Below are 22,856 nucleotides of genomic sequence, written 5' to 3'. Positions count from 1 at the left end.
TCCTGTTGGCCCCCTCCGGCCCCCCTTGCTCTGTTACTCGCCCTGGTACGGAAGCGTCGTACCCGGCAGCGCGTACTCGTCGCGGCGCCCGCACATGCCGAAGCCGCCGAGTCTCGTGGGCGCGGCCTCGTACGCGGTCGCCTCGCCGAGGTACGCCGGCGCGCCGTCGGCCAGCGCGTCGAGCTGGGCGCCGGTGCGTTCGGCGGTGGTGAGGGCGCCGGCCCGCCACAGCTCGCGCCAGGTGGGCACCTTGTCGCGCACCAGCCGGGCGGCGGCGCGCTGGAACTCCAGGTAGGGGCCGTTGTCGCCGGCGACGAGAGCCTCACGCAGGGCGAGGTAGCCCTCGACAGCGAGGTCACGGCGCCGCCGCGCGGCCGCCGCCGTCTCCGGCCCGGTGCCGGGTGGAAGGGCAGCCGCGGCCGCGTACTTCTCGGGGTCGGCGAGCACCTCGGGCGGGAAGGTGAAGACGGCGTCCCCGGCCTCGGGCAGGCCGCTGTTCTGCATCAGCACGGTGATGCGCAGATCGCCGCCCTGCACCATGCGGTGCACGGTGCCCGGTGTGAACCAGGCGATGGAGCCGGGCTCCAGGGGGATCTCCTGGTAGCCGTCCGGGCTCAGGGTCTGCACCGCGCCCCGGCCGCCGGTGACGACGTATGCCTCCGTGCACACCAGGTGCAGGTGCGGGCTGCCGCCGCAGACGCCGTCGGCGGCCTCCCAGTCGTAGGCGCTGAGGTGGGACAGGCCGACGGCGCCGGGCAGCGGATGCGGGAGAGTCGGCTTGGGCTCGTTCACCACGGCAGGCCCTCCAGATACGTGCCGACGCGGTCGCGGTCCCAGGCGCCGTCGGCGACGACGATCCGGTAGCGGTACGCGAAGGACTCCCCCGGCGGCAGCTCGAACTCGTCGAAGAACGCCCACGAGAAGGCGACCGTCGGGATCGGCTCGGAGCGTACGAACCAGTGCGACTCGTGGATCGCGCGCTGCTCGTCGAGGTTCTCGGGCGCGTGCGCGAAGACGATCGTGGAGTGGCCGTCGACGTCGTCGTGCTCGGTGGTGAAGGCGAGCCACGGGCCCTGGGTGCCCATCAGCTTCTCGGCGCCGGCGTCGCTGTCCGGTGCGAAGGCGGCGCCGCCGGTGAAGTCGCGGGGGCCGCGCCACTGGAGGCCGGTGTAGCCGGCCATCTCGCGTCCGGCGGTCGTCGGGGAGCCGAAGGCGAGGGGCTCGTCGCGGAGGTTGGTGAGACGGATCGACCAGTCCAGGGCCCAGGCGCCGGCCTCCTCGTCGACCGAGTGGACGGTGATGCCGCGCTCTTCACGGGCCCACTCCTCGCCGCCGTTCGCGACCCAGGTGAGGTCCTCGGCGAAGGTGAGCCGGTCGTCCTCGACGGTGAAGACGGGGAAGCCGTCGTGCCGCATGGAGCCGACGCGCTCGGGGAGGGCGAGGTAGCCCTGGCCGTGCACGTAGGAGTTGCCGCCCCAGAAGTTCTGGCCGGAGAGATGACTGGCGGTCATCTGCAGGCCCTTGTGCCAGCGGTGGTCGTTCGGGCGGTAGCCGGTCACCGTGCGCCCGGACAGGGTGCGCACCGGGTGGGCGTAGGGCTTGCGCGACTCGAACGGCTCCGGGTCGGGCCGGTAGACGTAACGGAGGATCTCGGTGCCGTCCGCCGCCGCGACCGCGATGTGCTCGCCGTGGACGTGGCTGACTCTCATGCGCGCTCCTTGGGGGCCCAGTGGGGGTGGTCTCCGTGCATGGCCGGGTAGAAGGGGTCGCCCGGCGCGATCTCCCCCGCGTGCACGGGCGCTCCCGTGAACGCCGACTTGTAGAGGGCGGCGGCGAACTCGAGCGTGGCGCGGGCGTCCGGACCGCTGCCCGGGGGCCGGACACCGTTGTCGTAGGCGTCGAGGAGCACGCCGAGCTGGGCCGTGTGGGAGCTGGGCACGTCCCCCTCGGGGGTGCGCCAGGCGGCGGCGCGCTCGAAGGCGACGTGCGGGGCAGCGGTGTAGACCCAGTCGTCGTTGCGGTGCCCGTAGAGGTGGGTGAGCTCGACGGTCGCGTCGGAGCAGTCGACGCGGATGCGGCTCACCTCGTGGGGGGACAGCACACTGTTGACGACGGTGGCCAGGGCGCCGTTCTCGAACCGGACGAGGGCCGTGGAGACGTCCTCGCTCTCGGTGTCGTGGACGAGGCGCGCCGCCATGGCCCGCACCTCCGCCCAGGGGCCGAGCAGGTGCAGCAGCAGGTCGTACTGGTGGATCCCGTGGCCCATCGTCGGCCCGCCGCCCTCGGTGGCCCACCGCCCGCGCCAGGGCACCGCGTAGTAGGCGGCGTCGCGGTGCCAGGTGGTCTGGCAGTGCGCGACCAGCGGGGCGCCCAGCTCACCGCTCGTGATCAGCTCGCGGGCGTGGACGGCGCCGGAACCGTAGCGGTGCTGGAAGACCACGGAGGCGTACGCGCCGGACGCCTCCTCGGCCGCGGCGATCTCGTCGTACTCGGCGAGCGACAGGCACAAGGGTTTCTCGCACAGCACCCAGGCGCCCGCCTTCAGAGCGGCCACGGTCTGCTCCCGGTGCAGGGACGGGGGCGTGCCGATGAGGACCAGATCGGGGCGTACGGCGTCCAGCATCGCCTCGATCGACGTGTACCCGGCGACCTCCCCGCCCGCCAGCTCCCGGAAGTCGTCGAGGCGTCCCTGGTCCACGTCGACGGCGGCGACGAGCTCCGCCCGGTCGGAGTGGGCTCTGAGGGCGGGCAGATGGCTCCCGCCGACGATGGCTCCGGTGCCGACCACGGCGACGCGGCGGCGGGTTGCGGACGGGGACGGAGACATGCGGTCCTCCTCGGACGGCCGGCTGCCCGGACGTGCAGAATGCGACGTGCAGAAAGCGACATTCAGAAAGCGCTTACACTCAGGTGACCCTAGGCGTTGGTGCATGTCAGGACAACCCCTCCGCGGGGAGATGGGGCACGGCTTGCCTCCCGCTGACCCGCCGCATGATCTTTTGGCCCGTTCCGGGCGGCCCGCGAGCCGCCTTTCGCGAGCGTCACGGCCGACACGGCGAGGGGATGACGGACACCCCGGCCGTGTGGGTCGTCCCCACCGGGGTAGTTTCGCTGCTGTGGCTGGACGCGCCGGCTCTGGATGCTCGCGGCTCCGGCCCGGGCCCGCCTTCCCCGCGGCCGCGGGCGGTCCTCGCGGCGCAGGGACTGCGGTGCGCGGCCGCTTGGCGGGAGGGAACGCACTGGCGTACGACACGGGCCGCCGTGTCCCGGCCGGTGCCGCGGCAAGCGCTCGCACCCGCCCTGCTCGCCGGGGCCACCGGGGCCGCCGCCGTACTGCTGATCATGGCCCCCGTCGTGCTGCTCGTCGTCCTCGGCCCGCCGGCCTTCGCCGCCACGGTGGCGGACCTTCGGCGGCCCGCATCGCTCTGAGCCCCCCTCTCCCCGAACGGCACAACACCGCAACCGAACGGAGATCCGCATGTCCCGCGACACCGCACGCCGCCGAGCCGCCGTGGTCGGCCTGGGCGCCCGCGCCCGGCTGTTCACCCAGGCGCTGGCCGGTCCCTACGCGGACCGGTTCGAGCCGGCCGGCTTCTGCGATCTCAACTCCCACCGCATGGCGGTCCACAACGCCTGGCTCGCGGACGCCCACCCGGGCCGGGCGCCCGTACCGACGTACGCCGCCGAGGACTTCGACGAGATGCTGCGCCGTGAGCGGATCGACCTGGTCGTGGTGTGCACGGTGGACCGCACCCATGACGACTACATCGTGCGGGCCCTCGAAGCGGGCTGCGACGTGGTCACCGAGAAGCCCATGACCACGGACGCCGACAAGGCCCGCCGCATCCTGGACGCGCAGCGACGCACCGGCCGCGAGGTCCGGGTCGCCTTCAACTACCGCTACAACCCCGTGCATTCGGCCGTACGGGAAGTCATCGCGTCCGGGGAGATCGGCGAGGTCGGCTCCGTGCACTTCGAGTGGCTGCTCGACCTGCGCCACGGCGCCGACTACTTCCGGCGCTGGCACCGCGACAAGGCCAACTCCGGCGGCCTGATGGTGCACAAGTCCACCCACCACTTCGACCTGGTCAACTGGTGGCTGGGCACGCGACCCGAGACCGTCTACGCCCAGGGCGACCTGTTCTTCTACGGCGACGGCGCCGGCCGGCGCCGAGGACTCGCCCGCGACTACGACCGCGCCCACGGCTCCCCGGCCGCCGACACCGACCCGTTCGCCCTGCACCTGGCCGACTCGCCCGTGCTCGGCGCGCTGTACCTGGACGCGGAGGCGGAAGACGGCTACCACCGCGACCAGAACGTGTTCGGCCCCGGGGTGACGATCGAGGACGACATGGCGGTGCTGGTCCGGTACGCCACGGGCGCCACCCTCACCTACCACCTCACCGCCTACTCCCCCTGGGAGGGCTACCGGATCGCCTTCAACGGCAGCGAGGGACGCCTGGAGTTGCTGGTGGAGGAGTCGACGTGGACCCGACCCCGGGTCGTCCGGACGAACGGCTCGGAGCCCGTCCTGCACGGCGCAGAGGTGGACGACACCGCCGGACGCACCGAGCTGTTGCTGCGCCGCTTCTGGGAGGAGCCGCGCGAGATCGAGGTGGCGACCGGCGAGGGCGGGCACGGGGGCGGTGACGTACGCATGCTGGAGGACCTGTTCGGCACCCGGGTCCCGGACCCCCTGCACCGCGCGGCGGACGCGGCCGACGGCGCCCGCTCCCTGGTCACCGGCCTGGCCGCGAACCGCTCCTTCGAGACGGGCCTTCCGGTGCGGACGCGGGACCTGCTGGAGCCCTGACGTGTCACCACTCGCCCTCGACAGCTTCCGCCAGTCGGGAGACGGCCGACAGCTCCGGCAGGGTCCGCAGGGAGGTGACGACCTGCCTGCCGGCGAACTCGCGCTGCGCGGCGGTCACGGTCGGGTCGACGGCGCACTCGGCCTGTACGCGGACGTAGTTCAGGTCGGTCGCGAGAAGCATCGAGAACGAGTCCAGGCCTTTGACGGTCGCGCGGCCTCCGGCGCCCGCATACGCGCGCATCAATTGCCGGGCAGCCTCGGCATCGAAGTGATTCCCGCCCGCCCACACATACACCGCACGCGCGAGTTCCCGATCCGCCGCTATGGGTCCGGCGTTGTCCCAGTCGAGGAGGACCGGCCCGGCCGGACCGACCAGAACGTTCTGGGGCTGTACATCGAGATGCGACGTCACCAGGTCTCCGAGGGCGGACGGGGTGACGTGACGCGCGAGCTCCACCGCCGACGTGGTGACGAACCGGCCCAGTTCGTCCGCCCACGGCATGCCCTCCCGGCGGACCTGCCCGTGCAGCTTGGCCCAGTCGGCGTCCTGAGGGCACTGTTCGTACCAGGAAACCGGTGTCTCGCTCGCGCCCGCTCCGGCCCGGTGCAGGAGAGCCAGGGTCCGGCCGCACCAGTTCAGGATCTCCGGATCGGAGGGGTCCGCCGCGGCTCCGTCGACCCAGTCGTAGAGCTTCACACAGGAGCCGCCCAGCGAGTCAGGGAGCTGTGAAACGTGGGTCTCTTCGCGGTTCGGGAAGAGCCGGGGCGAGGAGATCCCCAGCTCCTCCGCGGCGTTGCGCAGCGCGGCCTCTCGGCGGACCTGCTCCTCGTCGCAGCCGAAGAGCAGCTCCTTCACGGCCCATGAGGATCCGTTCCCCGACAACTTCCAGATCTGCCCCAACGCGCCACGCGTGACCGGTGTCACCGTCCACGGCCCGGTACCGAGCGCATAGGTCTCTGCGATGAAGTCGACTGCGCTCTGCATGCGGGCACTCTCCGGCTGTTGAACTGGCGGCCACTGCTCCGTGGTTCAACAACAGGAATATCACCGGCCCTGTCAGGCGGCCTTCGAATTCTCGCCCAGCGACTCCAGCAACCGCCGCGATGCCTGGAGTGCCGTCCGCTGCATCAGGTCCAGCACCCCGCGGACTCCGCCCATCTCCGAACCCCCTCCCGCGCGCCCGGGTCCCCCGTGCCTCAGGGCGGGCAACGGCGAGCCGTGGCCGGTGGTTTGATCCATGTTGGTCGCGTCCAGCAGATGCAGCCGCCCGTGCCACGGCGCCGCCCGCCGGACGAAGGCGGTCGTCCAGGTCAGGTCGTCGCTCACCAGGGACGCGGCGAGGCTGCCGCGGCCGCGGGCGATCAGGTCCGCCGCGTGCGCGGTGTCGCGGTACGCCAGTACGGAGGCGGCCGGGCCGAACGGCTCGACCTCGTGGGGTGCCGAGGCGTCGGGGTCCACGGAGATGAGCAGCGTGTCCAGGAAGGCGCCCTGCTCCGGATCGGCGTCCACCACCCGCACCTTGTCGGGGTCGCCGTGCACGAAGCGGCCGGACTCGGCGATGCGGCGCGCTGCCCGGCGTACGTCGTCGCGCTGGGCGAGGCTGACGACCGCGCCCATCCGGACGCCCTCAGCCGCGGGGTTGCCGATGACCACGCCGGCCAGTTCCGCCGAGATCGCGTCCAGAGCGGCGGCTTCGTGTTCCCGGGGGACCAGGACGCGGCGGATCGCGGTGCACTTCTGGCCCGCCTTGACCGTCATCTCGGTCACGACCTCGCGCACGAACGCCGCGAACAGCGGTGACCCGGGCCGCACGTCCGGTGCCAGGACGATGGCGTTGACGGAGTCCGCCTCCGAGTTGAACCGGACGGAGCGGGAGACCAAGTGGGGATGCGTGCGCAGTGTCTCGGCCGTGGCGGCCGAGCCGGTGAAGGAGAGCACGTCCTGTTCGCCGAGCAGATCGAGCGCCGGACGGACCGAGCCCACGACCAGTTGCAGGGCTCCGGGCGGGAGGGCCCCGGCGTCCGTGATGATCCGGACCAGGTGCTCGGTGAGGTACGCGGTGGGAGTCGCCGGCTTCACCACCGAGGGCAGGCCCGCCAGCACCGCCTGGGCCAGCTTCTCCAGGGGCGCCCAGACGGGGAAATTGAAGGCGTTCACCTGGAGCATCAGGCCCGGGGACGGGGTGCAGAGGTGGACGCCGAGGAAGTCGTCGCCGCGTGCGAGCCGTTCCGCCGGTCCCTCGATCAGGTGGGGCGCGTCGGGGAGTTCGGTGCGGGCCCGGGTGGCGTAGTCGCGCAGGACACGGATGCCGCCGTCGACGTCGTAGCGGGCGTCCACCGGGGTGGCTCCGGCGCGGGCGGAGAGCGCGTACAGCTCCTCACGGCGGGCGCGGACCGCCGCCGCCAGCGCGTCCAGGAGGTCGGCCCGCTGGTGGAAGGTCGCCTCACCCAGCGCCGGGCCGCCGACGCGCCGCGCGTGGTCGAACGCCCCGGCGAGGTCGAGGCCGGCGGAGGAGACACGGCAGACCGTCTCCCCGGTGACCGCGTCGCGTACGTCGGCGGCGTCGTCCGTGGCCGCGGGGGTGGCCCAGGTGTCCTGCAAGTAGCTTTCGAGCATGGGATACGACCACTTTCGTCGGAGGGGAGGGCGGTGCGGACGTTCGGCGAGAGGAACAGGCCCTAGTCGACCGGGTGGTGGCCCCAGATGTCCGCCGTGTAGACACGGCTGACCCAGGTGCGCTCGTCGACCTGCACGCCGCCCGCGCCGATCTCGATGCCGAAGCCGGCCGGCGAGGTCATGTAGAAGGAGAACATCCCGTCGTTGGCGTGCTTGCCGAGCGTGGCCATCAGCCCGACGTCGTGCTCGCGCGTCCGGTCGAGGGCGCGTCCGACCTCCTCCGGGGTGGTCACCTCGCAGAGGATGTGATGGGTGCCCTCGTTCTTGTACGAGCGGACGAAGGCGATGCTGTGGTGTCTCGGGTTGCAGCCGAGGAAGTGGAAGGTGCCCCAGGGGTAGTCGGCGGTGTCGCTGAGCCGGAAGCCCAGGACGTCGCAGTAGAAGTCGACCGCCTCCTGCACGTGCGGTGTCTTCATCACCACGTGCCCGAGGCCCTGGTCGCCCGTCACGAAGTCGACACCGAGCGGTGAGACGAACTGGCTCGTGGCGAGGCGACGGCCGCTGAACAGTTCGGTGCGGATGCCGACGGGGCCGGTGAAGTGCACCATCCGGGCCACCCGGCGGTCGCGGCACTCCTCCTCGGTGCCGACGGTGACGTCGACGCCGGCCTCCTTCAGGCGCACCGTCGTCTCGTCGATCGCCGCCGCGTCGCGGACCTCCCACCCGATGACCGTCACTCCGCCCCTCGGTGCCTCGGTGAGCCACATACGGAAGGGGTGCTGGTCCATGCGCAGGCGATAGCGCACCCGGTCTCCGGGCTCGGCCGGTTCGACCGCGAGGCCTATCACGCTCCGGGCGTACTCCGCCCACGCTGCCGGATCGGGGGTTCCGATCCCTACGTAACCAAGGCTCTGGATCGTCATGCCGACGAAGATATTTGTTAGACCCTTGACGGTCAAGGGTCATACGAATACGTTGACGCCATCGAGCCGAGGAGGTCTCCGATGCCGGAGAAAGCCCGCGTACGGCCCGTCGACGAGGCCGACCTGCAGGAGAAAACCCTGGCGTCGCTGGCGCCGTACCGCGATCAGGAGGGCCGGATCTACACGATCTGGGCGACCCTGGCGCACCACGAGGACGCGCTGCGCCGCTTCCTCGTCTTCAGCAACCACGTGCTGGGCAAGAACACCCTGCCGCTGACGTCGAGGGAGCTGATGATCCTGCGGATCGCGGCCCGGGCGCGGGCGGCGTACGAGTGGGACCAGCACGTGCGGATCGCCCGGCGCGCCGGGCTGACGGACGACACGATCCTCGCCGCCGCGACCGGCGCGTGGGACGGCCTCGACGAGCTCGACCAGGTCCTGCTCGCCGCCACCGACTCCCTGGTCGACCGCCAGAGCGTCGACGACGAGCTGTTCGGCCGACTGGCGTCGCTGCTGAGCGTCGAGCAGGTCATCGACGTGCTCTACACCGTCGGCCAGTACCTCACGATCGCCACCGTCATCAACACCCTCGGTGTTCAGACCGAGGGCGATCTCGCCCTCCCCCTCCCCGCCGACCCCAAGGAAGTGCCCGTATGAAGCTCGCCAACCTCGCCGGCCGCCCCGTCGTCGTGCGCGACGACCGCGCCCTCGACATCGCGGACGCCAGCAAGGGAGCGATCGAGCCGCGCCTGGAGGTCCTGTCCGACCTCGCCCTCCACGACGAGCTGCGCACCCTCGCCGAGCGCGCCGCGGACGACGACTGGAAGGCGTTCGACCCGCGGGACCTGGGACGCGTCGCCAAGCCGTACAAGGCCATCGGCGTGGCGCTGAACTACCGGGCGCACGCCGAGGAGTCCAACCTCCCCGTCCCGGACGAGCCGTCCGTCTTCGCCAAGTTCGCCTCGTCCGTGATCGGACCGTACGACTCCGTCGTGGTGGAGGAGCGGTACGACAAGGTGGACTACGAGGCCGAGCTCGTCGTGGTCATGGGCAGGACCGGCAAGAACATCCCCGAGTCCGAGGCCTGGTCCTATGTGTCCGGCGTCACCGCGGGTCAGGACATCAGCGACCGCAAGGAGCAGTGGCGCAAGCCGATCAACCAGTTCACGCTGCCGAAGTCGTACGACACCTTCAGCCCGATCGGCCCGTACCTGGTGACGGTCGACGAGTTCGAGGACCCGGACGACATCGAGGTGGCCGGCTGGGTCGACGACCTGGAGGTGCAGCGGGGCCGCACGTCGGACCTCATCTTCAGCGTGCCGGAGCTGATCGCCTGGCTGTCGAAGCGGGTGACGTTCGAGCCCGGCGACCTGATCTTCACGGGGACGCCCGCCGGCTGCGGGGTCCGCCGCACTCCGCGGCTGTACCTGAGCGCGGGTAAGGTCCTTCGGACCGAGGTCACGGGCGTGGGGACTATGGTCAATCCGGTCGTCGCCGGCTGACACCGGTCCGGCCGGACCAGGAAGGGTGGGACATCGTGACGGACACCGTGCGCGAAGCGGGGACCACGGGCGCGAGCCGGACCCGGGAGTTCTCGGAGCTGCTGCGCCACCAGCATCGTGAGCTGGGTACGACCGAGCCCCGGGATCTCGACGCGATCGAGATGGTCACGGACCTCACCCGCCTCGAAGCGCGGCTGACCAAGGACTTCGAGAAGCACGTCCACCGGCCGCTCGGCCTGACCTGGGCGGGCTTCAGGATCCTGAACGCCCTGTGGGTGTACGGACCGCTCGCCCAGCAGGACATCGGACGGGTCTCGGGGTCGACACGGGCCAGCATCTCCAGCGCGCTGGCGACGTTGGAGAGCCGCGGTCTCGTCACCCGGCAGCGCGTCGAGTCCGATCGTCGGCAGCTGGTCGTCGAGCTCACCGACGAGGGCAGTGAGACGCTGCGCCAGGCCATCGAGGCCCAGACGCGTCGCGAGCGGGCATGGACGGCCGTACTGCGTGACGACCAGCTCAGTGAGCTGGTGCATCTCCTGCGTACTCTGGTCAACCAGGAGACCCCGGCCGAGGACTGAGCACCGGCCGATTCCCCGTACGCCCCGCCGATCCGGCAGCACAGCGGCACACCTCCCACATCGTCAGAACTTTTACCGTCAAACCCCTAACGAATTTTCCTGAGGCACTTTAGCGTTCACCCACCTTCACCTGACGCCCCTGTCGTCGGTTTCTCAAAGGAGAGAGTCATGGTCCGTCGTGTCGTCACCGGTGTCAGCCCGAGCGGCAAGCCCGTGATCGTCAGTGACGGCGAGCCGCCGCGCACCCGTCAGTACACCCACACTCCCGGCTTCGCCCGTTCTCTGGTGTGGAACACGACGGCGCCCGCCGTCCCGTCGGCCGACCCGACCGAGGCCCTGGAGTCCTTCGTCCCCGCCCCCGGCGAGACGATCGCGCTGACCGTCACCTTCCCGCCCGCCAGTGTCTACGCCGACCCGGGCTGGGACCCCGCCGCCGCGGGCGCCGAGCAGCTGGAGGGCACCCCGGGCCTCGCCGAGCTCTTCGAGCCGGACAACCCGGGCATGCACACCACCCCCACCGTCGACTACGGCGTCGTCCTGAGCGGCGAGATCGTCCTCGACCTCGACGGCGGCGAGACCGCGGTCCTCCAGCCCGGTGACATCGTCGTGCAGAACGCCACCCGTCACGCCTGGCGCAACAACGGCACCGTGCCCGCCACGGTGTTCTTCGTCCTGATCGGCGCAGGCGGCACCTCATGAGCGCCCTGACGACCGCGGCGCCCGGTGCCCCCGTCGTCGACCTCGACCTCGCCGAGCTGCGCCGCGACCCCTATCCCGCCTACGCCGAGCTGCGCCGCACCGCTCCCCTGGCCTGGGTGCCCTCGGTCGGCCGTCACCTGCTGACCCGCTACGACGACATCGTCCACGCGGAGAAGCTGCCCGAGGTGTTCAGCTCCCGCGAGGAGGGGTCGCTGCTGCTGCGGACCGTCGGCCCGAACATGCTGCGCGAGGACGACCCGGAGCACCGGCGGCTGCGAGCCGCGGCCGAGCCGCCCACCCGGCCCCGCCAGGTGCGCGACCTGTGGGCCGGCGCCTTCGAGCGCACCGCGCACGAACTGCTCGACCGGATCGCCGGTCGCGGCGAGGCCGACCTGATCGCCGACTTCGCCGAACCGCTCGCCGCCGCCAACCTGGCCCTGGTCCTCGGCCTGCGGGGCGCGAGCGCCGCCGACATCGCCGACTGGTCGCGGGCGATGATGGCCGGCAACAGCAACTACGCCGACGACCCCGACATCTGGCTGCGCGCCGAACAGGCCACCCGGGCCATCGAGGAGGCCGTGGCCGGGACGGCCGAAGCCGTCCTGCGCGAGCCCGACGGCTCGGTGATCTCCTCGATGGTCAACGCGCCGGAGCCGGTGGCACTCACCGAGATCCAGAACAACGTCAAGGTCATCATCGGCGGTGGCGTCAACGAGCCGCGAGACGTCTTCGGCGTCGGCGCCTGGGCGCTGCTGCGCCGCCCCGAGGTCCTCGACCGGGTGGTGCGGGACCCTGCGCTGTGGAAGCAGACGTTCGAGGAGACCGCCCGCTGGATCTCGCCGATCGGCATGTATCCGCGCCAGCTCACCCAGGACCACGAGATCGCCGGGGTGACCCTGCCCGCCGGCAGTCGCGTGGCGCTGGTGATCGCCTCGGGGAACCGGGACGCGTCGGTCTTCGAGCGGGCCGACGAGTTCGACATCGACCGCCCGCACCGCCCTCACCTCGCCTTCGGCGGCGGTCCGCACTTCTGCATGGGCGCGTGGGTCGCGCGCCACGAGGTCAGCGCGATCGCCTGGCCCCTCGTCTTCAGCCGCCTCAAGGGACTCCGCCTCGCCGACGGCGCGACAGCATCCGACAGCGGCTCCGCCGCGGGCCGTCTGGACGGCTGGGTGTTCCGAGGACTCACCTCGCTGCACGTCACCTGGCAAGCAGCCTGAGCCGCTCCCACCGGGAGGACTTCATGCCAACCGTCATCTTCCAGCTGCCCGACGGGACCGAACGCAAGGTCACGGCCGCGTCGGGGACGGTGCTCATGCAGGCGGCCGTGTCCCACGGCGTCGCGGGCATCGTCGCGGAGTGCGGCGGCAACGCCGCCTGCGCCACCTGCCACGTCTACGTCGCCGCCGGGCAGAGCGACCTCGCGGGGCCGCCGAACGGCGTCGAGGACGAGATGCTGGACTTCACCGCCGCCGAACGCCGGCCCACCAGCCGGCTCAGCTGCCAGATCCAGCTCTCCGACGCGCTGGACGGTCTGGTCGTGCACGTGCCCGAGGAGCAGGTATGACGTCCGCCGCGGGCGTGGTCGTGGTCGGCGGCGGACAGGCCGGCTTCAGCGTCGTCTCGGCCCTGCGCGGGGCCGGTTACGACGGCCCGGTCACCGTCTTCGCCGACGAGCCCCACCTGCCGTACCAGCGTCCGCCGCTGTCGAAGAAGGCCCACACCGAACCGGACGGCGTCCGCGTCGACCTGGTGCCGGAGTCCTTCTACCGCGAGCGGGACATCGAGCTGCGGCTGGGCGAGGGCGTGACCGCTCTCGACACCGCCCGCCGCACCGTCGTCGCCGGCACGGGGGCTCGACTCCCCTACGAGCACCTCGTGCTGGCGACCGGCGCGCGCAACCGTCCGCTGCCCGTCCCCGGCGCCGAGCTGACCGGCGTACACGCCCTGCGTTCCCTCGACGACGCCCTGGCCGTTGGGCGGGCGCTGGCGACGGCCCGGGACGTGGTCGTCGTGGGCGGCGGGTTCATCGGCCTCGAACTCGCCCAGGTCGCCGCGGCACGCGGCGCCCACGTCACCGTCGTCGAGCTGGCCGACCGGCTCCTGAGCCGGGCCGTCTCGCCGCAGCTCCAGGAGCATCTGCGCGACCGGCACGAACGCAGCGGCGTCCGGGTCCTGACCGGGACGGCCGTACAGGCGATCGAGGGTTCGCAGGGCCGGGTGCGGCAGGTCGTCACGGACGTGGGCGCCCTCCCAGCCGACCTCGTCGTGTACGGCATCGGCGCCGTCCCCAGGGACGAGCTGGCGCGGGACGCCTGCCTGGCCGTGGACGACGGGGTGATCGTGGACGAACAGCTCCGGTCGGTCTCCGACCCGTGGATCTCCGCCGTCGGCGACTGCGCCCGCCATCCCCACCCGCACGCGGACGGGCTGGTGCGCCTCGAGTCCGTGCAGAACGCCACCGACCAGGGGGCGCTGGTGGGCCGTCGCATCGCGGGCGCGTCCGCGCCGTACGCGAGTCTGCCGTGGTTCTGGAGCGACCAGGGGGACATCAAGCTCCAGATCGCCGGGCTGCGCGCACCTTCCGACACCGTGCGCCTGGTGGCGGGCGACTCCGCGGAACGCCTCGCCGCGTACGCCTTTCGCGACGACCGGCTGGTGGCCGTGGAGACGCTGAACTGGGCAGCGGAGCACCTGGCCGCCCGGCGTCTGCTGGAGCGGGACACGCCGGTGCGGGCCGCCGACCTCGCGGGCTCGACGCTCGGCGCCCTCGCCCGCGCCAGACGCAACGCGGAGGTACGGGCATGAGCGCGACCTCCTGGTTCGGGGCCCACCTGGTGACCAGCGCGGCCGAGGCGGGTTCCCGCCCGGCCCTCGTCTTCACCGACCGGTCCTGGACCTACGCCGAGCTGGACCTGGCCGTCCGCCGTACCGTCGCCCGCCTGGACAAGTTCGGGGTGCGCCGGGGCGACCGCGTGGTGATGCAGGGGGCGGCCCGCCCCGAGGCGCTGATCACGCTGTTCGCGGTGACACGGATGGGAGCCGTACTGGTCCCGGTGCACCCGCAGGTGACGGGCGGCGAGCTGGCCGTCTTCTGCGCGGAGACCGCACCGTGCGCCGTCGTCGCCGACGAGGGATTCCCGGGCGCGGACGACGTGCCGGCTGTCCACCTGACGTGGGACGACCTCCACGGCGAGGAGGCGGTCGACGGGCTCGACATCGAACCCCCGGCCGGTTTTGACACCGCGATCATCGCGTTCACGTCAGGCACCTCCGGCCGCCCCAAGGGCGTCGCGCTGACCCACGACAACCTGCACTGGAGCATGGCGGGCGGGCTGTCCCGGCTGCCCGTCGGCGAGGGCGACGTCGCCCTCGTGTCGACGCCGCTGGCCCACGTCGCCGTACTGGGCGGGCTGCCGCAGTACACCTGGGCCCGTCGCGGGACCGTCGTCCTGGCGCCGAGGTTCGACCCGGACCTGTTCCTGGACCTCGTCCGGGACCACGAGGTCACCTGTGCCTTCGCGGTCCCCGCCATGACTGCGCTGCTGACCCGCCATCCCCGCTTCGCCGCCGGCGAGCCGCGCACCCTGCGGTGGATCCTCTCCGGCGGCTCACCGGCCCAGTCGGCGACCCGGGCGCTGCTGCACGGGCACGGCATCGGGGTGGTCAACTCCTACGGCCTGACGGAGACCAGCGCCGGGGTGACGTACTCGGCGCCCGACGTGCCGGACGTGCCCGACGCCCGCGACTTCGCCGGCTCTGGCATCGAACCGGCAATCTCCGCGGGCCCTCCCGTACCGCACGTCGAGCTCCGGATCGTGGACGAGACGGGCGCCCCCGCCCCGGACGGCAGCGCCGGCGAGATCTGGGTCCGCGGACCGTCCGTCACCTCCGCGTACTGGACCGCCGTCGGACCGCGGCCCGCCACCGACCCCGACGGCTGGTTCCGCAGCGGCGACCGGGGACGGATCGACCCGCGGGGCCGCCTCGAGGTCGTCGGGCGGGTCAAGGACACGATCATCACCGGCGGTGAGAACGTCGACCCCGCTGAGGTCGAGAACGCGCTGACCGACCTGCCCGGAGTCGTCGAGGTCGCCGTGTCCGGGGCACCGCACCCGGTCTGGGGCGAGATCGTGACCGCGTTCGTGGTCACGGAGACCGGCGAGCCGACCCCGGACCTGGACGACGTCCGCGCCCACCTCGACGGCAGGCTCACCCGGCACAAGTGGCCACGGCGGCTGTGCGTCGTACCGGCCCTGCCGCGCGGGGCGACCGGGAAGCTCCAGCGGGCCCGGCTGTCGACTCTGCTCGACGACTGACCCGTACCCCCTCCCCTCCCCCTACGTTTCCTCCCTCCCCCACACACATCCGAGATGGGGGCCGGCGCCACCGGCGACATCTCCACACCCACACCCAAGGAGAGGCCATGAGTGCGACCATGCGAGCCGCGCGGATGCACCACGTCGGCGAGCCGATGAAGCTCGAGGAACTCCCCGTTCCCGAGCCCGGCCCCGGCGACGTCCGCGTGGCCGTGCACGCCGTCAACATCGTCCCGAACCTCGCCAACATCCTGAACATGTGGACCACGTGGTTCCCGCACAGCCCGCTGCCCACCCTCCCGGCGATCTTCGGCCTGGACCCGGCGGGCGTCGTCGAGGCGGTCGGCGAGGGCGTCCAGGCGTTCAAGCCGGGCGACCGGGTGTACGTCAACCCGGGCCGGTCCTGCGGATCGTGCCGCTCGTGCCGGAACGACGACTCGATCAACTGCGCCAGCTATGCCTTCGCCGGGTACTTCGGCTTCTCGCCGACCGCGATCGGCCTGCTCGACCGCTACCAGGGCGGCCTCGCCGAGTACATGGTGGCTCCCGCCTACTCCCTGGTGAAGCTGCCCGACAACCTGTCCTTCAACGCCGCCGCCCGCTTCGGCTACCTGGGCACGATGTACTCCGCGCTGCGCAAGGCGGGTGCGGGACCGGGCAAGACGATCCTGATCAACGGCATCAGCGGCACCCTCGGCATCGGCGCGGCCCTCCTCGCCCCCGCCCTCGGCCTGACCCACGTCTACGGCACCGGCCGCGACCAGGACCTGCTGCACCAGGTCGGCAAGCTGGCCGACGGCCGGCTGAACCTGCGCTCCCTCAACGAGGGTCCGCTCGACGACTGGATCCGCGAGGAGACGGACGGATACGGCGTCGACATCTACATCGACGCGCTCGGCCCGGGCGCACCGCACGAGACCTTCCTGGCCGGCATGCGGGCGATGGCGCGTGGCGGCATCGCCGTGAACATCGGTGCCGTCGCCGGTGACCTGCCCATCGACATCCACCGGATGATGGACCAGCAGCTGCGGCTCATCGGATCGGCGTGGTTCACCTCCGGCGAGGGCCAGGCCATGGCCGACATGGCGGAGGCGGGGCTGCTCGACCTCGGCGCGCTGGAGCACCAGGTGTTCCCGCTGGAGCAGGTCAACGAGGCCATCGGCGGAATCGCCCGACGCAACGGCGGCTTCAGCAACTTCATCATCAGCCCGACGGCCACGGCCTGACCATCCCCCTCTTTGGAGACCCAGATGCACGCTCAGCACGCCGGGCGACCGGCCGACCCCCTCGACCTCCTCGAACTCGACACCCTGCTGACCCCGGACGAGCGGGCCGTGCGCGACGCCGTCCGCACCTTCTGCGACCGTCGCGTGGAACCGCACATCGCCCAGTGGTTCGAGCAGGGGGCGATCGAGGACATCCGCGGGCTCACCAAGGAACTCGGCGAGCTCGGCCTGCTGGGCATGCACCTGGAGGGCTACGGCTGCGCGGGGATGAGCGCGGTCGACTACGGGCTCGCCTGTCTGGAACTGGAAGCCACCGACTCGGGGTTGCGCTCCCTGGTCTCGGTCCAGGGCTCGCTGGCCATGTTCGCGATCCACGCGTTCGGGTCCGAGGAGCAGAAGGAGGAGTGGCTGCCCCGTCTCGCGGCGGGCACCGCCATCGGCTGCTTCGGGCTCACCGAACCGGACTCGGGCTCCGACCCGGGCAGCATGCGTACCGCCGCCCGCCGTGAAGGGGACGACTGGGTCCTCGACGGGCGCAAGATGTGGATCACCAACGGGTCGGTCGCCGACGTGGCGGTGGTGTGGGCCCGTACCGACGACGGCGTCCGCGGCTTCGTCGTGCCCACCGACACCCCCGGTTTCTCGGCGCCCGCGATCAAGCACAAGATGTCGCTGCGGGCCTCGGTGACCAGCGAGCTCGTCCTCGACTCGGTACGGCTGCCGGGATCCGCCGTGCTGCCGGAGGTACGCGGACTGCGCGGGCCGCTGTCCTGCCTCAACGAGGCCCGTTACGGCATCGCCTGGGGCGCGATGGGCGCCGCCCGCTCGGCCTTCCGCACGGCTCTGGCCTACGCGGGCGACCGGGTCCAGTTCGGCCGTCCGATCAGCTCCTTCCAGCTGACCCAGGCCAAGCTGACCGACATGTCCCTCGAACTCGACAAGGGCACCTTGCTGGCCTTCCACCTCGGCCGCGTCAAGGACGACCGGGGGCTGCGCCCCGAGCAGGTCAGCTACGGCAAGCTCAACAACACCCGTGCCGCGCTGGAGATCTGCCGCACGGCGCGCACCGTCCTCGGCGCGAACGGCATCTCGCTGGAGTACCCGGTCATCCGGCACGCCAACAACCTCGAGTCGATCCTGACCTACGAGGGCACCGTCGAGATGCACACCCTGATGATCGGCCAGGCCCTGACGGGAGAGGCCGCCTTCCGATGAGCGCGGCGCCCCCGATCCGCAAGGTGGGTGTCGTCGGCTGCGGCCTGATGGGCGCGGGCATCGCCGAGGTCTGCGCCCGGGCCGGTCTCGACGTCGTCGTCCACGAGGTGAGCGAGCCCGCGGCCACCGCCGGCCGCGCCCGGCTCACCGCCTCGCTGGACCGCGGTGTACGACGCGGCAAGCTCTCCGGCGCGGAACGTGACACGGCACGCGACCGCATACGGGTCACCACCGACCTCCTGGACCTGGCCGACCGGGACCTGGTGGTGGAGGCGGCGACCGAGGACGAGCGGGTGAAGGTCGAGCTGTTCGCCGCGCTCGACAAGATCGTCGCCCGGGAGGACGCGCTGCTCGCGTCGAACACCTCCTCCCTGCCCATCATGAAGCTGGGCATGGCCACCACCCGGCCGCACCAGGTGATCGGGGTGCACTTCTTCAACCCGGTCCCCGTACTGGAGCTCGTGGAGATCGTGCCGTCCCTGCTGACGGGTACGCAGACCCAGTCCCGCGCCGAGGACTTCGTCACCGGCGTGCTCGGCAAGCAGGTGATCCGCGCCCAGGACCGGGCGGGCTTCGTGGTGAACGCCCTCCTGGTGCCCTACCTGCTCTCCGCGATCAGGATGCTGGAGTCCGGCTTCGCCTCCGCGGAGGACATCGACACCGGCATGGTCCTCGGCTGCGCCCACCCGATGGGGCCGCTGAGCCTGGCCGACCTGATCGGCCTGGACACTCTCACCGCCATCGCCGAAGCCATGTACGCCGACTTCAAGGACCCGCTGCACGCCCCGCCACCCCTGCTGCTGCGCATGGTGGAAGCCGGGCTGCTCGGCCGGAAGTCCGGGCGTGGCTTCCACGCCTACTCCGAGAAAGGCCACTGACCCCATGCCGCAGGACGTACGCGGAGTGATCGCACCGGGCAAGGACGAGCCGGTGCGGGTGGAGACGATCGTGATCCCCGACCCCGGCCCCGGGGAAGCCGTCGTGAGGATTCAGGCGTGCGGGGTCTGTCACACCGATCTGCACTACAAGCAGGGCGGGATCAACGACGAGTTCCCCTTCCTGCTCGGCCACGAGGCGGCCGGGGTGGTGGAGTCGGTCGGCGAGGGCGTCACGGACGTCGCGCCGGGTGACTTCGTGATCCTGAACTGGCGTGCGGTGTGCGGGCAGTGCCGGGCGTGTCTGCGCGGGCGGCCCTGGTACTGCTTCGACACGCACAACGCGAAGCAGAGGATGACGCTCGCCTCGACGGGGCAGGAACTGTCCCCGGCTCTCGGGATCGGCGCGTTCGCGGAGAAGACGCTGGTCGCGGCCGGTCAGTGCACCAAGGTCGACCCGTCGGTGTCGGCGTCGGTGGCCGGTCTGCTGGGCTGCGGGGTGATGGCCGGTATCGGCGCGGCGATCAACACCGGCAACGTCGGCCGGGGTGACACCGTGGCCGTGATCGGCTGCGGCGGGGTGGGGGACGCGGCGATCGCCGGGGCGAATTTGGCCGGCGCCGCGAAGATCATCGCCGTCGACATCGACGACCACAAGCTGGCCAGGGCCCGGGAGATGGGCGCCACCCACGCCGTCAACTCACGCGACACCGACGCCGTCGAGGCGATCCGCGAGCTGACTGGCGGGTTCGGTGCGGACGTGGTCATCGAGGCGGTCGGCCGCCCGGAGACCTACCAGCAGGCCTTCTACGCCCGGGACCTGGCCGGCACGGTCGTCCTGGTGGGCGTACCGACCCCCGAGATGAAGCTGGAACTGCCGCTGCTGGACGTGTTCGGGCGGGGCGGTGCGCTGAAGTCGTCCTGGTACGGCGACTGCCTGCCGAGCCGGGACTTCCCGATGCTGATCGACCTGCATCTGCAAGGGCGTCTGGACCTGGGCGCGTTCGTGACCGAGACGATCGAACTGGAGGAGGTGGAGAAGGCGTTCGAGCGGATGCATCACGGGGACGTGCTGCGTTCGGTGGTGGTGCTGTGACCACAAGCGGCCACTGAAGAACACGCGGGGTCACATAAAAAGCACTGGCCTTCGACCGCACTCCATCAGGCAGACTCTCCCCCATGGAGACTGCCGAGTTCGTCGAGGTCCTCGACCAGGAGGGCCAGTGGCTGGCCGCGGCCGCCGCGCAGGCCGGGACCGACGCCAAGGTGCCGACCTGCCCGGAGTGGCAGGTGCGGGATCTGCTGCGCCATACGGGCGCCGTCCACCGTTGGGCGGCCGGGTTCGTCGCCGAGGGCCACACCTCGCCCCGGCCGCTGGGTGACGCCCCGGACGTCGACGGCCCCGAGCTGGTGGCCTGGTACCGGGACAGCCATCGCCACCTCGTGGACAGCCTGGCTGCCGCGCCATCCGACACGGAGTGCTGGGCCTTCCTCCCGGCTCCCTCGCCCCTGGCGTTCTGGGCGCGGCGGCAGGCGCACGAGACGGCGGTGCACCGCTACGACGCCGAGTCGGCGCTCGCCGGTACGCCGCATCCGATCGGCACCGACTTCGCGGTGGACGGCATCGACGAGTTGCTGCGCGGCTTCCACGCCCGACAGAAGAGCCGGGTCCGTACCGACGCGCCCCGGGTGCTCCAGGTACGCGTCACGGACGCGGACGCGGTGTGGACCGTACGGCTGACGTCCGAGCCGCCCGCCGCCACCCGGGGCGCGTCCGGGGACGCCGAGTGCGAACTGTCCGGTCATGCCGAGCAGTTGTACCTGGCGCTGTGGAACCGGGTACCGATCCCCACGGTGACAGGTGACGCCTCGCTGGCCGCGTTCTGGCGGGAGACGTCGGCGATCTGACCGAGGTCGGCGGGCGGTCAGCCGGCCCGCTGGCCCGCCAGCATCCGCGTCAGCACCCCGCGCTGCACCGGCAGGACCTCGCCGTGCAGCGCGCGCCCCTTCCCGGTGAGCGCGACCCGGACACCCCGGCGGTCCTCCGCACACATCCCGCGCTCGACGAGACCGTCCTTCTCCAGTCGGGCGATCAGCCGGGACAGCGCGCTCTGGCTCAGATGGACGCGCTCGGAGATCTCCTGGACGCGGTAGGTGCACGCGCCGTCCGACGCGGAGCCCTCGGCGAGAACGTCGAGCACCTCGAAGTCGCTGGCGCACAGGCCGTGTTGGTGCAGGGCACGGTCCAGTTCGCACTGCGTGCGGGCATGCAGCGCCAGGATGTCCCGCCACTGGTCCACGAGTGCCTGCTCGGCCTTCTTCGCCGCCATGGGCGCACCGTAGCAGAGAAACGACTTTATTGCATCGGAATTAAATGCGTTTGCATTCAATGCATGCGCATGTAGTGTCTGCGGCATGACCTCTCCGCTCACCACCCCGACGTCCGACGGACGCTGGACCCCCCGGCTGTGGGGCACCCTGCTGGTGCTCTGCGCCGCGATGTTCCTGGACGCGCTGGACGTGTCGATGGTCGGCGTCGCCCTGCCGTCCATCGGTTCCGACCTCGGTCTGTCGACCTCGACGCTGCAATGGATCGTCAGCGGCTACATCCTGGGCTACGGCGGTCTGCTCCTGCTCGGCGGACGCACCGCCGACCTGCTCGGCCGGCGCCAGGTCTTCCTGATCGCGCTCGGCGTCTTCGCGCTGGCCTCGCTGCTCGGCGGGCTCGTCGACTCCGGTCCGCTGCTGATCGCCAGCCGCTTCATCAAGGGCCTGAGCGCGGCCTTCACGGCACCGGCCGGCCTGTCGATCATCACCACGACGTTCCCGGAGGGCCCGCTGCGCAACCGGGCGCTCTCCATCTACACCACCTGCGCGGCCACCGGCTTCTCCATGGGCCTGGTGCTGTCCGGCCTGCTCACCGAGGCCAGTTGGCGCCTCACCATGCTGCTGCCCGCGCCCATCGCCCTGATCGCCCTCGCCGCCGGTCTGAAGCTGCTGCCGCGCAGCGAACGGGAGAAGGACCACAACGGCTACGACGTCCCCGGCGCCGTCCTCGGCACCGCCTCGATGCTGCTGCTGGTCTTCACCGTCGTCCAGGCTCCGGAGGTCGGCTGGGCGTCGGCCCGCACGCTGCTGTCGTTCCTCGCCGCGGCCGTGCTCCTGACCCTCTTCGTCGCGGTCGAGCGGCGCTCGGCGGGTCCGCTGATCCGCCTCGGCGTGCTGCGCTCCGGCAGCCAGATCCGCGCCCAGCTCGGCGCGATGGCCTTCTTCGGCTCGTATGTCGGCTTCCAGTTCCTGGCGACGCTCTACATGCAGTCGCTGCTCGGCTGGTCGGCGCTGCACACGGCGCTCGCCTTCCTGCCCGCGGGCGCGCTGGTGGCGGTTTCGTCGACGAAGGTGGGCGCGATCGTCGACCGGTTCGGCACCCAGCGGCTGATCGCGGCGGGCTTCGCGCTCATGGTCGTCGGGTACGCGCTGTTCCTGCGCGTCGACCTCGACCCGGTGTACGCGGCCGTGATCCTGCCGAGCATGCTGCTGATCGGCGCCGCCTGCGCCCTGGTCTTCCCGTCGCTCAACATCCAGGCCACCAACGGCGTCGACGACCACGAGCAGGGCATGGTCTCCGGTCTGCTCAACACCTCCGTCCAGGTCGGCGGCGCGATCTTCCTGGCCGTCGTGACGGCGGTGGTGACCGCGGGCGCACCGTCGGACCCCACTCCGCAGGCCGTCCTGGACAGCTACCGGCCCGGGTTCACCGTCGCCACGGGCATCGCCGTCGCCGGACTGCTGATCTCCCTCACGGGGCTGCGCACCCGCCGCACCCCGACCACCTCCGTGGTGGTCGCCAAGTCCACCACCCCCCAGGAGGCGGAGCGCGTCGCCGTGGGCGACTGACGCGACTCGGGCCTGTCGTTTGGATCAGGTCGCAGGCCAGTGCCCCGGCAGGCAACGTTTGCCCGTCAAGGAGCGGCGTCGTGGGGGGCCCTCCCGTTTTAGCGAAGCCGAGAGTGGGGGAGCGTGCTCTCGGCGTGCCGGCCGGAAGCCCTCGTACTGGATGTACTTGGGTTTTCGGCCGGTGCGGCGAGA

At 71.6% G+C, this 22,856-nt stretch carries 23 protein-coding genes; 16 read left to right on the top strand and 7 right to left on the bottom strand.

Going from position 1 to position 22,856, the window contains the following annotated elements; all coding sequences use genetic code 11:
• Window positions 1-33: 33 nt before the first annotated feature.
• The 3 genes from ACFYWX_RS38220 to ACFYWX_RS38210 are packed head-to-tail and all read right to left on the bottom strand — an operon-like array spanning window position 34 to window position 2,827.
• Window positions 34-795 carry a cupin gene (locus ACFYWX_RS38220; protein WP_389429556.1) on the bottom strand — a complete coding sequence of 254 codons (762 nt, stop codon included), beginning with the start codon at window positions 793-795 and terminating at the stop codon, window positions 34-36.
• A complete protein-coding gene (locus ACFYWX_RS38215) occupies window positions 789-1,709 on the bottom strand; it encodes a PmoA family protein (RefSeq protein ID WP_389429555.1) in 921 nt (306 codons plus the stop codon). Before ACFYWX_RS38215 ends, ACFYWX_RS38220 begins: the two co-directional genes overlap by 7 nt.
• On the bottom strand, window positions 1,706-2,827 hold the full coding sequence (locus tag ACFYWX_RS38210) for a Gfo/Idh/MocA family protein (protein ID WP_389429553.1): 1,122 nt from the start codon (window positions 2,825-2,827) through the stop codon (window positions 1,706-1,708). The genes ACFYWX_RS38215 and ACFYWX_RS38210 overlap by 4 nt, the downstream gene beginning before the upstream one ends.
• Window positions 2,828-3,063: 236 nt before the next feature.
• Here ACFYWX_RS38210 and ACFYWX_RS38205 point away from each other — a divergent pair, with 236 nt between their 5' ends.
• Both ACFYWX_RS38205 and ACFYWX_RS38200 read left to right on the top strand, forming a co-directional pair.
• Complete coding sequence (locus tag ACFYWX_RS38205) at window positions 3,064-3,429, top strand: hypothetical protein (protein ID WP_389429552.1); 366 nt, start codon at window positions 3,064-3,066, stop codon at window positions 3,427-3,429.
• 49 nt (window positions 3,430-3,478) lie between these two features.
• A complete protein-coding gene (locus ACFYWX_RS38200; RefSeq protein ID WP_389429551.1) occupies window positions 3,479-4,813 on the top strand; it encodes a Gfo/Idh/MocA family protein in 1,335 nt (444 codons plus the stop codon).
• 4 nt (window positions 4,814-4,817) lie between these two features.
• Here the strand turns inward: ACFYWX_RS38200 and ACFYWX_RS38195 are convergent, their stop codons facing one another.
• The 3 genes from ACFYWX_RS38195 to ACFYWX_RS38185 form a co-directional block, all read right to left on the bottom strand.
• Window positions 4,818-5,798: a phosphotransferase enzyme family protein gene (locus tag ACFYWX_RS38195; protein ID WP_389429550.1), complete on the bottom strand. Its 981-nt coding sequence runs from the start codon at window positions 5,796-5,798 to the stop codon at window positions 4,818-4,820.
• Window positions 5,799-5,870: 72 nt separating this feature from the next.
• Window positions 5,871-7,430 (bottom strand): phenylacetic acid degradation bifunctional protein PaaZ, encoded by a 1,560-nt coding sequence (gene paaZ / locus ACFYWX_RS38190; protein WP_389429549.1) that lies wholly within the window; start codon window positions 7,428-7,430, stop codon window positions 5,871-5,873.
• 62 nt (window positions 7,431-7,492) lie between these two features.
• Entirely contained in the window at window positions 7,493-8,353 is an 861-nt protein-coding gene (locus ACFYWX_RS38185; RefSeq protein ID WP_389429548.1) for a VOC family protein, read from the bottom strand.
• An 81-nt stretch (window positions 8,354-8,434) separates the two neighbouring features.
• On the opposite strand from ACFYWX_RS38185, the gene ACFYWX_RS38180 reads away from it, so the two are divergent.
• The 13 genes from ACFYWX_RS38180 to ACFYWX_RS38120 all read left to right on the top strand — a co-directional run bounded on the left by ACFYWX_RS38180 (window position 8,435) and on the right by ACFYWX_RS38120 (window position 20,675).
• Window positions 8,435-9,010: a carboxymuconolactone decarboxylase family protein gene (locus ACFYWX_RS38180; protein ID WP_389429546.1), complete on the top strand. Its 576-nt coding sequence runs from the start codon at window positions 8,435-8,437 to the stop codon at window positions 9,008-9,010.
• Window positions 9,007-9,855 carry a fumarylacetoacetate hydrolase family protein gene (locus ACFYWX_RS38175; protein ID WP_389429544.1) on the top strand — a complete coding sequence of 283 codons (849 nt, stop codon included), beginning with the start codon at window positions 9,007-9,009 and terminating at the stop codon, window positions 9,853-9,855. The genes ACFYWX_RS38180 and ACFYWX_RS38175 overlap by 4 nt, the downstream gene beginning before the upstream one ends.
• 35 nt (window positions 9,856-9,890) lie before the next feature.
• Window positions 9,891-10,433 (top strand): MarR family winged helix-turn-helix transcriptional regulator, encoded by a 543-nt coding sequence (locus ACFYWX_RS38170; RefSeq protein WP_389429543.1) that lies wholly within the window; start codon window positions 9,891-9,893, stop codon window positions 10,431-10,433.
• Window positions 10,434-10,601: 168 nt separating this feature from the next.
• The gene (locus tag ACFYWX_RS38165; RefSeq protein WP_389429542.1) at window positions 10,602-11,132 is read left to right on the top strand and encodes a cupin domain-containing protein; all 531 of its coding nucleotides are present in this window, start codon (window positions 10,602-10,604) and stop codon (window positions 11,130-11,132) included.
• Entirely contained in the window at window positions 11,129-12,352 is a 1,224-nt protein-coding gene (locus tag ACFYWX_RS38160; RefSeq protein WP_389429541.1) for a cytochrome P450, read from the top strand. The genes ACFYWX_RS38165 and ACFYWX_RS38160 overlap by 4 nt, the downstream gene beginning before the upstream one ends.
• A gap of 23 nt (window positions 12,353-12,375) precedes the next feature.
• The gene (locus ACFYWX_RS38155; protein ID WP_389429539.1) at window positions 12,376-12,699 is read left to right on the top strand and encodes a 2Fe-2S iron-sulfur cluster-binding protein; all 324 of its coding nucleotides are present in this window, start codon (window positions 12,376-12,378) and stop codon (window positions 12,697-12,699) included.
• Window positions 12,696-13,940 (top strand): NAD(P)/FAD-dependent oxidoreductase, encoded by a 1,245-nt coding sequence (locus ACFYWX_RS38150; protein WP_389429537.1) that lies wholly within the window; start codon window positions 12,696-12,698, stop codon window positions 13,938-13,940. The genes ACFYWX_RS38155 and ACFYWX_RS38150 overlap by 4 nt, the downstream gene beginning before the upstream one ends.
• A complete protein-coding gene (locus tag ACFYWX_RS38145; RefSeq protein WP_389429535.1) occupies window positions 13,937-15,451 on the top strand; it encodes a class I adenylate-forming enzyme family protein in 1,515 nt (504 codons plus the stop codon). The genes ACFYWX_RS38150 and ACFYWX_RS38145 overlap by 4 nt, the downstream gene beginning before the upstream one ends.
• A gap of 107 nt (window positions 15,452-15,558) precedes the next feature.
• Entirely contained in the window at window positions 15,559-16,677 is a 1,119-nt protein-coding gene (locus ACFYWX_RS38140; protein ID WP_389429533.1) for an alcohol dehydrogenase catalytic domain-containing protein, read from the top strand.
• Between the two features lie 24 nt (window positions 16,678-16,701).
• Window positions 16,702-17,892, top strand: coding sequence for an acyl-CoA dehydrogenase family protein (locus ACFYWX_RS38135; protein ID WP_389429531.1), 1,191 nt, complete (start codon window positions 16,702-16,704; stop codon window positions 17,890-17,892).
• Window positions 17,889-18,770 (top strand): 3-hydroxybutyryl-CoA dehydrogenase, encoded by an 882-nt coding sequence (locus ACFYWX_RS38130; RefSeq protein ID WP_389429529.1) that lies wholly within the window; start codon window positions 17,889-17,891, stop codon window positions 18,768-18,770. The genes ACFYWX_RS38135 and ACFYWX_RS38130 overlap by 4 nt, the downstream gene beginning before the upstream one ends.
• A gap of 4 nt (window positions 18,771-18,774) precedes the next feature.
• On the top strand, window positions 18,775-19,863 hold the full coding sequence (locus tag ACFYWX_RS38125; RefSeq protein ID WP_389429527.1) for an S-(hydroxymethyl)mycothiol dehydrogenase: 1,089 nt from the start codon (window positions 18,775-18,777) through the stop codon (window positions 19,861-19,863).
• 83 nt (window positions 19,864-19,946) lie between these two features.
• Entirely contained in the window at window positions 19,947-20,675 is a 729-nt protein-coding gene (locus ACFYWX_RS38120) for a maleylpyruvate isomerase family mycothiol-dependent enzyme (RefSeq protein ID WP_389429525.1), read from the top strand.
• Window positions 20,676-20,692: 17 nt separating this feature from the next.
• Here ACFYWX_RS38120 and ACFYWX_RS38115 read toward each other — a convergent pair whose 3' ends face one another.
• The gene (locus ACFYWX_RS38115) at window positions 20,693-21,097 is read right to left on the bottom strand and encodes a MarR family winged helix-turn-helix transcriptional regulator (RefSeq protein WP_389429523.1); all 405 of its coding nucleotides are present in this window, start codon (window positions 21,095-21,097) and stop codon (window positions 20,693-20,695) included.
• 85 nt (window positions 21,098-21,182) lie between these two features.
• On the opposite strand from ACFYWX_RS38115, the gene ACFYWX_RS38110 reads away from it, so the two are divergent.
• The gene (locus ACFYWX_RS38110; RefSeq protein ID WP_389429521.1) at window positions 21,183-22,664 is read left to right on the top strand and encodes an MFS transporter; all 1,482 of its coding nucleotides are present in this window, start codon (window positions 21,183-21,185) and stop codon (window positions 22,662-22,664) included.
• Window positions 22,665-22,856 lie beyond the last annotated feature (192 nt).

This window comes from Streptomyces sp. NPDC002888 (genome assembly GCF_042888465.1).
GTDB lineage: Bacteria > Actinomycetota > Actinomycetes > Streptomycetales > Streptomycetaceae > Streptomyces.
The sequence above is the reverse complement of the archived record's forward strand: the minus strand, read 5'-3'. Positions and strand labels throughout refer to the sequence as shown.

Bases quoted from the DNA above. Each gene is read 5' to 3' on its own strand.
- ACFYWX_RS38200 (WP_389429551.1), top strand. From the start codon at position 3,479: ATGTCCCGCGACACCGCACGCCGCCGAGCCGCCGTGGTCGGCCTGGGC.
- ACFYWX_RS38120 (WP_389429525.1), top strand. From the start codon at position 19,947: ATGGAGACTGCCGAGTTCGTCGAGGTCCTCGACCAGGAGGGCCAGTGG.
- ACFYWX_RS38160 (WP_389429541.1), top strand. From the start codon at position 11,129: ATGAGCGCCCTGACGACCGCGGCGCCCGGTGCCCCCGTCGTCGACCTC.
- ACFYWX_RS38155 (WP_389429539.1), top strand. From the start codon at position 12,376: ATGCCAACCGTCATCTTCCAGCTGCCCGACGGGACCGAACGCAAGGTC.
- ACFYWX_RS38205 (WP_389429552.1), top strand. From the start codon at position 3,064: ATGACGGACACCCCGGCCGTGTGGGTCGTCCCCACCGGGGTAGTTTCG.
- ACFYWX_RS38185 (WP_389429548.1), bottom strand. From the start codon at position 8,353: ATGACGATCCAGAGCCTTGGTTACGTAGGGATCGGAACCCCCGATCCG.
- ACFYWX_RS38145 (WP_389429535.1), top strand. From the start codon at position 13,937: ATGAGCGCGACCTCCTGGTTCGGGGCCCACCTGGTGACCAGCGCGGCC.
- ACFYWX_RS38195 (WP_389429550.1), bottom strand. From the start codon at position 5,798: ATGCAGAGCGCAGTCGACTTCATCGCAGAGACCTATGCGCTCGGTACC.
- ACFYWX_RS38140 (WP_389429533.1), top strand. From the start codon at position 15,559: ATGAGTGCGACCATGCGAGCCGCGCGGATGCACCACGTCGGCGAGCCG.
- ACFYWX_RS38150 (WP_389429537.1), top strand. From the start codon at position 12,696: ATGACGTCCGCCGCGGGCGTGGTCGTGGTCGGCGGCGGACAGGCCGGC.
- ACFYWX_RS38210 (WP_389429553.1), bottom strand. From the start codon at position 2,827: ATGTCTCCGTCCCCGTCCGCAACCCGCCGCCGCGTCGCCGTGGTCGGC.
- ACFYWX_RS38175 (WP_389429544.1), top strand. From the start codon at position 9,007: ATGAAGCTCGCCAACCTCGCCGGCCGCCCCGTCGTCGTGCGCGACGAC.
- ACFYWX_RS38125 (WP_389429527.1), top strand. From the start codon at position 18,775: ATGCCGCAGGACGTACGCGGAGTGATCGCACCGGGCAAGGACGAGCCG.
- ACFYWX_RS38180 (WP_389429546.1), top strand. From the start codon at position 8,435: ATGCCGGAGAAAGCCCGCGTACGGCCCGTCGACGAGGCCGACCTGCAG.
- ACFYWX_RS38130 (WP_389429529.1), top strand. From the start codon at position 17,889: ATGAGCGCGGCGCCCCCGATCCGCAAGGTGGGTGTCGTCGGCTGCGGC.
- ACFYWX_RS38215 (WP_389429555.1), bottom strand. From the start codon at position 1,709: ATGAGAGTCAGCCACGTCCACGGCGAGCACATCGCGGTCGCGGCGGCG.
- paaZ (WP_389429549.1), bottom strand. From the start codon at position 7,430: ATGCTCGAAAGCTACTTGCAGGACACCTGGGCCACCCCCGCGGCCACG.
- ACFYWX_RS38165 (WP_389429542.1), top strand. From the start codon at position 10,602: ATGGTCCGTCGTGTCGTCACCGGTGTCAGCCCGAGCGGCAAGCCCGTG.
- ACFYWX_RS38115 (WP_389429523.1), bottom strand. From the start codon at position 21,097: ATGGCGGCGAAGAAGGCCGAGCAGGCACTCGTGGACCAGTGGCGGGAC.
- ACFYWX_RS38135 (WP_389429531.1), top strand. From the start codon at position 16,702: ATGCACGCTCAGCACGCCGGGCGACCGGCCGACCCCCTCGACCTCCTC.
- ACFYWX_RS38110 (WP_389429521.1), top strand. From the start codon at position 21,183: ATGACCTCTCCGCTCACCACCCCGACGTCCGACGGACGCTGGACCCCC.